This window comes from Proteiniborus sp. DW1 (genome assembly GCF_900095305.1).
Lineage (GTDB): Bacteria > Bacillota > Clostridia > Tissierellales > Proteiniboraceae > Proteiniborus.
This window is the reverse complement of the sequence record NZ_FMDO01000003.1, coordinates 23,906-35,712: the sequence shown is the minus strand read 5'-3', so window position 1 is coordinate 35,712 and position 11,807 is coordinate 23,906. Positions and strand designations below refer to the sequence as shown.

Below are 11,807 nucleotides of genomic sequence, written 5' to 3'. Positions count from 1 at the left end.
CTTATCTTTTGCTTGGAAAAATTTCTATCGACCCGTTATAAACTAAAACTAAGGAAGCTTTTCTTGAAATTCATTGACAGAAAGTTCTTTTACGTAAGAACATGATAATAGAACTTTCCTATTCGTTATAAAAAATAGGCTCTTATTCTAGCAAAGTCTATGAATACAGAGCCAACAATCCTTCTTACCTATAAGTATTAGTGATAATTTACTTTTAATTTAACATATGTCTCGGCTGTTCGTCAACTATTATTTGTAATAATCCTATAAATGGTGACAGCTATTACAGTAAAATGCCAAGCAGAATAATAATCATTAATGATAACTGACAAAGTAGTGCTCACATTTTCCTCCTAACATGATTTATTTAATTATACCCATTGGCCATTCCTAATTAACCCTTCGAACTTAACATCTATTACTTAATTTATGACTTTTTTAGAGTTTATTATCAAAATTTCTATAAAAACTTAGTTCATAATTATTGATATGTTATATATTAATGGGTAAAATTAAGTAATAGATACTTTGGGAGGGATACCATGAGCAAAAATGTGCTAATTTATACTTTTGAGACTTGTCCATACTGCATTAGAGCTAAGAGACTTTTGTCCAGAAACAATATTGAATTCCAAGAAGTTGATATTACTAATGATGAAGACAAGTTAAATGACCTTGAAAAGAAGACTGGAGTAGGCACTGTTCCACAGATTTTTGTAGATGGAAACTTTATCGGCGGATGCGATGATCTATATGAATTATATAGAAATAAAGAATTCCCTAAAGTATTCGGTGAATAGTATACTTAATTCTTTTAATAAGAAAAGATAATGGGATACTGCTTCTTTTGGCAGTATCCCATTATCTTACACTAAATAATATCAAAGAAACTCATTTGGTCACTTTCCGGAAGACCTTCTAAGCAATCAAACTTCCTTAGTAAATCTATAGTAGCATTTCCTACTTTAGCACGTTTCTTTAAGTCCTCTATGGAGTTAAAGGGTTCTTCCCTAGCTGCATTGTATATGCCCTCTGCTGCTACAGTTCCCATGCCAGCTATACTGTTTAAAGGTGGTCTTATGCCATCCTCCTCTAACAGAAACTTTGTAGCATGAGATTTATATAGATCAATATTTAAGAACTTAAATCCTCTCTCATACATCTCTAAAACTAGCTCAAGGTCATCATACATATCCTTATCCTTAGGCGCTGCTTGATTCCCCATCATCTCTATTTCCTTCATCTTTGCCTTAACCTTTTCTTTTCCAAATATCATATATTCTGCATCAAAGGCTTTTGCTCTAATTGAAAAATAGGCTGCATAATAAGCTTGAGGAATATGAACCTTGAACCATGCAATCCTAAAAGCCATCATTACATAAGCTGCTGCATGGGCCTTTGGGAACATGTACTTTATCTTTCTACAGGAATCTATATACCATTCTGGTACATCGTGCTCTCTCATCATTGCCTCATACTCTGGCCATTTTGGATCCTTTAATGCCTTTCCTTTACGGACCAACTCCATTATCTTGAAGGCACTATTTGGTGGAAGACCCTTTTTAATAAGATAGACCATGATGTCATCTCTGGTACATACGGCTTCACTTATGCTGGTAACTATTCCTTGGTCAATCAAGTCCTTGGCATTTCCTAGCCATACGTCTGTCCCATGAGATAGTCCTGATATACATATTAAATCAGAAAAAGTTTTAGGCTTTGTATCTAAAAGCATTCCCCTAACAAACCTTGTTCCGAATTCAGGTACGCCAAAGGTTCCTACCTTAGAATTTATTTGCTCAGGTGTCACACCTAAAGCATCTGTAGATGAAAATATAGACATAGTCTCCTTATCATCCATAGGTATAGTCTTAGGGTCTACTCCAGTTATATCTTGAAGCATCCTTATAACTGTGGGGTCATCATGACCTAGTATATCTAACTTTAATAAGTTTTGATCTATGGAGTGATAGTCAAAATGCGTTGTAATAATATCTGAGTTAGGGTCATCTGCAGGATGCTGTACTGGACAGAACTCGAATATTTCTCTACCTTTAGGTACTACTATGATTCCGCCAGGATGTTGCCCTGTAGTTCTTTTTACACCTGTACAACCTTTTGCAAGTCTAACGATTTCTGCTTTATTAACTGTAATGTTTTTCTCTTCGAAATACTTCTTAACATATCCAAAGGCTGTTTTGTCTGCAATAGTACCTATGGTACCTGCCTTAAATGTTGTACCCTTTCCAAATATAACTTCTGTATACTTGTGTGCCTTTGCTTGATATTCACCTGAAAAGTTCAAGTCTATATCAGGCTCTTTATCCCCATTGAAGCCTAAAAAAGTTTCAAAGGGTATATCAATACCATCCTTGACTAAATTTTCTCCACATACAGGGCATACTTTATCTGGAAGGTCAAATCCTATTTGACAGCCATAATCCTCAAAGTCAGAATATTTACAGCTTGGACATCTATAATGTGGAGGTAAAGCATTAACCTCTGTAATTCCAGTCATATATGCTACAACAGAGGAACCTACTGAACCTCTAGAACCTACTAGATATCCGTCTTCATTTGACTTCCATACTAGCTTTTGAGCTATTATATACATTACTGAGAAACCATTTTTAATTATTGAATCTAATTCTTTATCCAGTCTTTCTTGAACAAGCTGAGGAAGTGGATCTCCATATAGCTCATGAGCCTTCCCATAAGTAATGTCTCTAATAGTCTGTTCACACCCATCTATATGTGGTGTAGCTTTTTCAGATGAAATAGGACTAATCTGCTCACACATATCTGCTATCATGTTAGTATTTGTCACTACTACTTCATAGGCTTTTTCTTCTCCTAAATATGAAAATTCTTCGAGCATCTCCTCAGTAGTTCTTAAGTATAAAGGAGCTTGATTATCTGCATCCTTATATCCCTGGCCTGCTTCTAATATACGTCTGTAGATTTCATCCTCAGGGTCCATGAAGTGAACATCACCTGTGGCTACTACAGGCTTGTTTAGCTTCTCTCCTAAAGCTACAATTTTTCTATTAATTTCCTTTAGATATTCCCTATTAGGCACCTGCTCTTGCCTTACTAAATAGTCGTTATTGCCTAAAGGTTGAATCTCTAAATAGTCATAGTCTTCTGCTATGGCTTCAATTTCATCATCAGATTTTCCAAGTAAGATTGCTTGGTAAAGCTCTCCTTCACTACAACCACTACCAATAATTAATCCTTCTGAATATTTTTTATAAAGGCTCTTTAATATACGTGGCCTTTTATAAAAATAATCTAAATGAGAATAAGATACAAGCTTATATAAGTTCTTCAACCCCTCATAATTCCTTGCAAGTATTATTGCATGATAGGTCTTAAGCTTTTTGTACTCTTCTTTTTTAGCCTCTTCATCAGAGCTGTATTTATCTATATCATCAATGGTCTTTACTCCTCTTTCAATTAACATTTCTAGCATTATGTTAAATACCTTGACAGTTGTATCTACATCGTCTAAGGCTCTATGAGCAACCTCTACCTTTATGCCAAGATTTTTAGCAATTCTTCCTAATTTATAGCTTTTATAATCAGGAAAAAGTCCTTGTGCTAGTGACAGGGTATCTATATAAGTAAAGTCAAACTCATAGCCTAGTACTTTTGCATTATACTTTAGAAAGTTAATATCAAAGCTTGCATTATGGGCTACTAATACGCTGTCTTTAATAAAGTCCAGCATTTTAGGAAATACCTTATCTATGGTTTCTGCATCCTTAACCATATCATCAGTTATGTTAGTAACCTCTACAACCCTTGCAGGAATAGGTTTTTCAGGATTTACAAAACAACTAAACTTATCAATTACCTTTCCGTCCTTAAGCTTCATAATACCTATTTCAGTAATTTTTTCTGTTGTCGGTGAAAAACCTGTAGTTTCTAAATCCAGTACACAGTAGCTAGTATCTATAGACTGTCCCTTAGAGTTTGTGACAGATGGCTTTTTATCTGGTGCCAAATATGCCTCTACTCCATATATGACCTTCATGTCTGGATTATCTCTTCCCAATAAATTATGGGCTTCTGGAAATGCCTGAACCACCCCATGATCAGTTATAGCAATGGACTTCATGCCCCAGTTCATTGCTCTTTTGATTAAATCAGTGGCACTTGTTACAGCATCCATTTGACTCATCTGTGTATGCATATGGAGTTCCACCCGTTTTACTTCTGCATTATCTTGCCTTTTAGCCTTCTTTAGGCCTTCTACTTCCACTATAGTATTGGCTATAATCTCAATTTCCCCCGAAAAATTACTTTGTCCTGCATTACCAGAAAGCCTTATAGCATTGGCTTTGTTTAGTTTAGATAGAACCTCTCCTTCCTCGCCAGCTTTTATAAAAGCCTTGCAGGTAATAGAGCTTGAGCCGTCATATAAATCAAATGAAACTAGTGTTTTCCCACTTTTTAACTCCTTTGATTCTATATTAGATATTTCACCTTCTATGGCTACCCTTCCCTCGTCTGGTGTAATATCAGTAATTTTTATGATAGGCTCTTTTATTTTAGAGCTTCTACCTAATATTAACGCTGGGTCACCTTTCCCGTTAGATTCAGCTTTTCCATTCTGATTTTTATCTACAAATGTGTTAGTATTTTTAGAAGCATTGGAACCATTACTCAATGCAGCTTTAACTACCTCTTGAGCCAGCTTGGCTTCTTCATCCAGGGTATCCTCTTGTAGTTTCATAAGCTCTTCAGTGCTTACATCATCAATAAAATTTATTTTGTATTCTTTACCATACAGGCTCTTTAAAGCCTTAACAATTTTCCTATCGTATCCATTAGCCCTTAAAAGTCCAGATACTACAACCTTAAACTTGAAATTTATAGTATCTTCTGCTAACTCAAATTCATAGTTGTCTAATATCCCATTTATACTTGGATATTTTTGGGCCATAGAATTTACTATGTCTTTTAAGTTTTCTTCTAAAGGTCTCTCTACTAAACACTCCGTATATTCTACATCTATCCTGCAAGCTTCTAATGTAAATCTCTCTTTTATATACTTATCAAAGAGTTGAATTTCTTCTGCTCCTATATGCTTATCAGAACGAAGTTTCAGTTCAAGGGTTCTAGTGTTTTTTCTCAAAATTACCCCTTCTACAATTGCAGTATTTATATTTCCTAACTCCTTGTAATCACTAAAGATTTCATTAATTTTCTTCATAGCACTCATTACCTTCTTGTGTTTTTTGTATATTTTTAATGTATTCTCTTACCTACTGTAGCAGCATATATTACAAATTGGTTTTCTCCATCTAAGCCAAGCAGGTTATTGATTGCATCGTCATCATATGCTCCTATGGCACAAACCCCGCTATCAATAGATTCCGCTGTTAAATAAAGATTTTGACATATATGACCTGCATCTAAATGAAGGTACCTATATCCTCTCTCACCATATCTCCATTTCATTCTATCCACTACAGCGCTCCATATAAAAGTTACTGCACTACTATTAATAAATTCCTGTTCATTACAAGCAATAGTTACTTTTTGGGCTATTCCAGACTCTGTAGTTATTTCCATAAGTTTGTGAGAAAGCGCTATGTATCTATATAGACCAGGCTTTATTCCCTCAACATTATTTACAAGTAAAAATGTCTCAAATGCATGTCTAGCCCCTGCTGATGGAACAGTTCTTAAGGTTGCAGGTCTAGAAACAACTTGCTTCACTCCTTGTGTGCACCATAGAAGATAAGATAGTTCATCTAAAGTTAAAGGAGTATCAGCATATTTTCTAAGACTTTTTCTAGTCTCTATGGCTTCCCTAAGATCCATGTTCATCACTTCTAACTTGTCTACAGATGGTAAGTCAATCAATACTGCATTCTCATCCCATTCTAGCTCTAATGGTGGCTGTGGCAATCCCTTTTCTTGGGCAGATGCTTCAGCATACTTATATTTAGTCTTTTCCATGAATTCTTTTCCGATACTTTGGCTCAAATTCTCATCTCCTTATTTACTATAATCTATTTATTAAACATTATATAATATATTCAATAACATTTCACTAATACTTCAACACTTCAAAATAATAGGACAAGAGTGCAGAGTGCATTCTTGTCCTATTACCTCTCATTACCTTTTTATATCATTTTTTGTAGTTTCTTGATTAATATCAAACCAGCCCATTATTTGCTTTTCAGCCTAGGTTGTAATAATCCCCCATCACATCCTTTGGTACTAAGCTACCACCTGTTGCCCAAACTATATGAGTTGAATTCTGCATTTTATTCTGTAGATTATGCTCTTCTAAATATTTTTGTCCTTGCTCACTATTAATGAAAATAGGTCCTAGAAATCCTGCACATGCTGAAGGCTCTAGGTAAATGCTTTCTGTATCTGCTAATATCTTTAAATATTTATATAGTCTCTTATCATCTATTGTATAAATTCCACTTAAGAGATCTTCAAGAGTCTTTCCTACAAATCCTGATGCTCTTCCAACAGCTAACCCATCTGCCATAGTCTTATTATCTATACCAAAATCCTGTACACAAACCTTATCATGTTTTTCAGTGTACATGCCTAGAAGCATACATGGCGAATGAGTTGGTTCTGCAAAGAAACAATGCACATAGTCTTTATATATTAGCTTTAACCCATAAGCAATTCCCCCTGGTCCTCCACCTACTCCACAGGGCAGATAAACAAATAATGGATGCTCTTCATCTACCTTTATGTTCATCTCATCTAGCTGTTTTTTTAATCTCTTTGCTGCCACGCTATATCCTAAGAAAAGACTCTTAGAATTTTCATCATCTACAAAGTAGCTCTTCTCACTTCTATCAGATAGCTTTCTTCCTTCTTCAACTGCTTTATTGTAGTCTGATTCATATTCTATAACTGTTACACCCTTGCTTCTTAGAAGGTCTTTTTTCCACTCCATAGCATCTGATGACACATGCACAATAACTTTGAAACCAATCTGTGTACCCATCATGCCAATACTAAGACCTAAGTTTCCAGTAGAACCTACTTGTATAGTATATTGACTAAAAAACTCTTTATATTTATCATCTGCTAACTTAGAATAGTCATCCTCTAAGGAAATCAGCCCATTTTCTAATGCTAAATCTTCTGTATGCTTCAATACTTCGTAAATCCCACCTCTAGCCTTTATTGAACCTGATATAGGTAAATGACTATCTTTTTTTAGCATTAGTTTTCCCCTTATATCGCCATACAATTTAATTAGCTCATATCTCATTTTAGATATTTGTACTAAGGGTGATTCTATAATTCCTCTTGATTTTTCTGTTTCAGGGAAAAGTTTAGCTATTAAAGGTGCGAATCGATTCAATCTTTCTTCTGCAGCTTCTATGTCATCTTCTCCTATGGATAATTTATTTTCTACAGACTTATATGAAGAGTACTTTGGATTTAACCAAAGCATTTCTTCTAATTTAATCATGGTATCTAATAAAGGATACTTGTCTATCCATTCTTCTATTGCATGACCTAAAATAAGTCTATCCATTTACATCATCCCTTCTTAACTTATAGTCCTTCTAAAAGCAACACAAAAATAGATAATAACCCAAATACTAAAGTAGAACTTTCTTTTTCCTTATAAAGAAATGTAATGGAACCTCTATCCCTTGCATTTTTGAATAATTATCTATTTGTCATCCCTAACTAAACCTGATGTTTTACTTACATCCATAGCAAACATAACTCCCTTACCTGGTTCATCTATATGCATAGCTTCTTTTATAGCCTTAATTATTTTATCTGATTTTTCTTTTTCAATTATCATCATAACTATCTCTTTTTCTGGTTCAATATTCATTGAAAAAAACATTTCCTTTTCATGAGCACCTGAGCCCCTTGCATTTATTATAGTTGCCCCCCTTGAACCTGCTGCAGTAGCAGTGTCTACAACCTCTTGGCCAACCCCTCTCTCAACTATAGTAAATAATACCTCATAATCCATGTCCTCTTTCCCTCCTATTCTTGAATCATCAACATCCCCATTGTTGCTCATACCAATAATTCTATTTACAGGTGAAGAAAATATAATTCCTTTATTAGGCTTATCTAAATGAAACTTTTCTGTCAATTCTTCATGTAATCGGGTTTCAAGTTTTTTATCAGAAACCATGAATACTATTTCCTTCTTTACTTCGTCAAGTCCTAATAACTCTAAAATAGGTTTCTTAACTGTACCTCTACCTAAGAAAATAGTTCCGCCTTTAATTCCTATTTTCTTAGATTCATTTAAAATTTTACTTCCCATTCCCATGTCTACAACTACAACTGACAAAACTGGTTCTAAATTAATATTTCCTATAACCAAGTTATATCAACTCCTTTTAGCAGATTTCCGTTCATATAGTATTCCCAAAATCTGTATAGCAATAAGAGGTGTCAATGCTACCATAGCGATTACGCCAAAAGCATCCATAAGTACATCTGCTCCCTCTATTGCATCTGCTACACCTTGGGCAAAGGCCAAGATAAATGTAGCAGTCATAGGTCCTGAAGCTACTCCTCCAGAGTCAAAAGCAATTCCGACAAATAACTTAGGTGTAAAATGTGATAAAGTTACTGCTATAAGATATCCAGGCACTAGTAGATGCCAAAGCTTAAGGCTAGGTACTAATATCCTAATCATAGAAAGAGATACGGCAATAGCCACCCCTATTGATAGTGTGTACAAGATTGCCTTCTTTTTAATATGTCCACTTGTAACCTCTTGTATTTGCTCATTTAATACATATACAGCTGGTTCTGCTAATATTACTGTAAATCCAAGAATAAAACCTACAAACACAATAACCCATTTACTTGATAGTGATGCAAGAGCATAGCCTATTGCACTTCCAGCCTCCATAAAGCCTGCATTTACTCCAGTAAGAAATAACACAAAACCTATAAAAGTATATATCAAACCTTTAAAGATTTTCATTAACTGTTTCTTTGATAGCTTAAAAAATAGCACTTGGAAAATAAGAAACAATACTATTAATGGAACCATAGCCATTAGTACCTCAAAAGCCATTGATGGTAATTCTCTAATGAAATGAACAAAAACTCCTGATGTGTTAACTGCTTCATATGGTAAGCTTCCTGTTAACGATTTCAAACCTGAAAGCAAGCTCATAATAAGAACTGCTATCATAGGGCCAGTAGATGCTATTCCAACTAAGCCGAAGCTATCTTCTTCAGAAGCTTTTCCCCCCTGTGTTGAAGACATACCTATACCTAGTGCAAGAATAAAAGGTACTGTCATGGACCCTGTAGTTGCTCCGCCTGAATCAAAGGCTATCCCTAGAAATTCTCCTGGCGCTAATATTACAAGTAAAAATATTAGCCCATATAATAAGGTAAAAAGCTTGTGTAATGGTATCTTAAATACTATTCTCAACAAACCTACAGCAACTAATAATCCCACCCCAATAGAAACTACAATTACTACACTTGTTTGCGATAATACCCCAGATGTTACTCTATCTACCTGTCTTGCTAATACTAATAAATCCGGTTCAGCAACATTTATTAAAAATCCAAGAACAAATCCAAATATGATTATCATCCATAGATTCTTTCTTCTTGTAATGGATGAACCCATGAGACTACCTATTGGCTGTACTCCTATATCAACTCCAAGTAAAAATATGGCCAGTCCAAGTGTTATAAAAATAGCTCCAATAATAAATCTAAGAATCATATTTGAACCAATAGGTGTTATAGTAAAATTGAGTACTAGTACAATAAGAGTAACTGGAAGTATAGATAGCATTACTTCTTTAATTTTCTGTGTTAAAATGTTCAAATAGTATCGCCAACCTTTCCCCCTTAGTTTATATACTACTATTATAATATAGTAAATAATCCAATGTAAACCATAAAAGGTTTTATTTTAAGGGAAAGCATGATAAGTTCCTAGACCTTTGCACTTACTCTAATAGAGAAAACAAAAAATCCTGAACTCATTTTAAGTACTTGAGTTTCAGGATTTTTGTTTCAAAACGGTTTAATCAGCCCTAGGAAATTCAAGGTCATGGTCAACCTTCAACATAATTACCTTATCATCTTCTAATAGTAAAGTATCTCCAACTGGAACAATGATCTCACTATCTTTTCGCTGAACCATAATGATAAGCCGGTCAGATGGCAATTCTAAGTCTTTAATGTATTGGTTTTCCCATTGGTGGCCACTTGGAATGGTGAATTCAATAAGGTCTTGTCCACTTTCATCAAAATGTACTTCACCACCTAAAACAATTAAATCATTTTCTTCTATAGTTACATGTCCTCTAGGAACAATTGTTTTTCCATTTCGTTCGATCTTGGCAACTATAAAGTCAAATACTAGGTTCAAATCCTTCACCTGACTACCAATTAAGCTACTATTGGGGTGGATTCTTGTTTCTAAGAAACCAATTTCTGCTTTAGTTTGATAATGGTTGAAGGTCTTTAAGACAGTATCATTAGGGTCTAGCATATCCCATCGTTTTGATGCAGGTGGCATTAAGTAACCTTGAACTAATGATGAGAGTACACATATACCAAATACTATATGATAAATGTCAACGGAGACAACGGCACCACTATTCACAGCCATAATTGCAAAGGCAATAGCAGCAGCACCACGAATACCCGCCAAAGAAATTATGTTCAATTGGTTTCGTTTTAGTCGAAATGGTAGCATAAGTCCATAAACAGTTACTGGGCGAGCAATGATGGTCATAAATACCATAATAGCAAGTGCTATTGGTAAATTCTCAACAAATTTTGTGAAGTTGGACAATAGGCCCAGTATGAAGAATAAACCAATCTGCATTATTTCGGTAAAACCGTCAAAGAAAAATACAATGTCACGCTTACCTCTGAATTCCATATTGCCTAGACAAATACCTAGAATATATAAAGCTAAGTAACCATTACCGCCGAGAAGCCCTGTGGCAGCATAAGTAATTAGCATGATAGCAGCCATAAATACGGCATAAAGTCCGTCTGCTCCCAAAGGAAAATTTTTAAGCAATTTTCCAATAATAAATGCAAAGACAAAACCCATAATAACTCCAAGAGCTACCTGAAATAAAATCATAGCCGGAATAGACACTTTTGAGCCTATAATTATAGACAAAAATACCATAGTCATTGTATAAGCCGCCGGGTCGTTTGAACCACTTTCAAGTTCAAGTAGGGATGCTGTATTGTACTTCAAGTTCAAATTTTTCGAACGTAAAATATTTGAAACACTGGCATAGTCAGTGGAACCCACAATAGAACCAATGAGCATACCTTCTAATAACTTAAAACCTAAAACATAATAACAGAATAAACCTGTAATTAAGGCAGTAGCAACTACACCCAAGGAACTAAGTACAATGGCTTCTCTTGCCACCGGTTTAGCCATTCTCCAATTAGTACCAAAACCACCATAAAACATAATGACCATAAGTGCCAATGTTGCAAAACTATCAGCAAACTCGTAGTCCTCAAATTCAAGTCCTATTGCACCAAAGGCCATACCAAGCACAATAAATAGTAATAATGCAGGTATCCCATGCCTATTAGAAAAGCGGATAGCAAAGAGTGCAAGGATAAAAATAATGCCTATCATCAAATAATTCATGTATATACTCCCCTTTCTAACAACACATGATTATAAAAATCCAAAAAAGATTGTTAAATTTGAATCTATTGTCAACATTATCTAATTTTTGAACCAATTATCATGTTATCATAAATCTTGTAAAGTTCAACTGTTTCTAATACAAATTGACCTGTGGTAAAATCTT

7 protein-coding genes are annotated in these 11,807 nt (G+C 34.7%); 1 reads left to right on the top strand and 6 read right to left on the bottom strand.

Annotated features, from left to right (window positions below):
• Nucleotides 1–542: 542 nt before the first annotated feature.
• The gene (gene grxC, locus DW1_RS00280; protein WP_074348446.1) at nt 543–800 is read left to right on the top strand and encodes a glutaredoxin 3; all 258 of its coding nucleotides are present in this window, start codon (nt 543–545) and stop codon (nt 798–800) included.
• 71 nt (nt 801–871) lie between these two features.
• On the opposite strand, the gene polC is transcribed toward grxC, so the two are convergent.
• The 6 genes from polC to DW1_RS00250 all read right to left on the bottom strand — a co-directional run bounded on the left by polC (nt 872) and on the right by DW1_RS00250 (nt 11,641).
• Complete coding sequence (gene polC / locus DW1_RS00275; protein ID WP_278335711.1) at nt 872–5,227, bottom strand: DNA polymerase III subunit alpha; 4,356 nt, start codon at nt 5,225–5,227, stop codon at nt 872–874.
• Between the two features lie 26 nt (nt 5,228–5,253).
• Nucleotides 5,254–5,997, bottom strand: a complete 744-nt coding sequence (locus tag DW1_RS00270) for a SagB/ThcOx family dehydrogenase (RefSeq protein ID WP_074348442.1) — start codon at nt 5,995–5,997, stop codon at nt 5,254–5,256.
• A gap of 199 nt (nt 5,998–6,196) precedes the next feature.
• Nucleotides 6,197–7,534, bottom strand: a complete 1,338-nt coding sequence (gene dsdA, locus DW1_RS00265; protein ID WP_074348441.1) for a D-serine ammonia-lyase — start codon at nt 7,532–7,534, stop codon at nt 6,197–6,199.
• 141 nt (nt 7,535–7,675) lie between these two features.
• Nucleotides 7,676–8,353: a P-II family nitrogen regulator gene (locus DW1_RS00260; RefSeq protein WP_083605427.1), complete on the bottom strand. Its 678-nt coding sequence runs from the start codon at nt 8,351–8,353 to the stop codon at nt 7,676–7,678.
• Between the two features lie 6 nt (nt 8,354–8,359).
• Nucleotides 8,360–9,832, bottom strand: coding sequence for a DUF1538 domain-containing protein (locus DW1_RS00255; protein WP_074348440.1), 1,473 nt, complete (start codon nt 9,830–9,832; stop codon nt 8,360–8,362).
• A gap of 201 nt (nt 9,833–10,033) precedes the next feature.
• Nucleotides 10,034–11,641, bottom strand: coding sequence for a potassium/proton antiporter (locus tag DW1_RS00250; RefSeq protein ID WP_074348439.1), 1,608 nt, complete (start codon nt 11,639–11,641; stop codon nt 10,034–10,036).
• Nucleotides 11,642–11,807 lie beyond the last annotated feature (166 nt).

What these genes read in the sequence shown, in the direction of transcription:
- dsdA (WP_074348441.1), bottom strand. Translation starts at nt 7,534, where the DNA reads ATGGATAGACTTATTTTAGGTCATGCAATAGAAGAATGGATAGACAAG.
- grxC (WP_074348446.1), top strand. Translation starts at nt 543, where the DNA reads ATGAGCAAAAATGTGCTAATTTATACTTTTGAGACTTGTCCATACTGC.
- polC (WP_278335711.1), bottom strand. Translation starts at nt 5,227, where the DNA reads ATGAGTGCTATGAAGAAAATTAATGAAATCTTTAGTGATTACAAGGAG.
- DW1_RS00250 (WP_074348439.1), bottom strand. Translation starts at nt 11,641, where the DNA reads ATGAATTATTTGATGATAGGCATTATTTTTATCCTTGCACTCTTTGCT.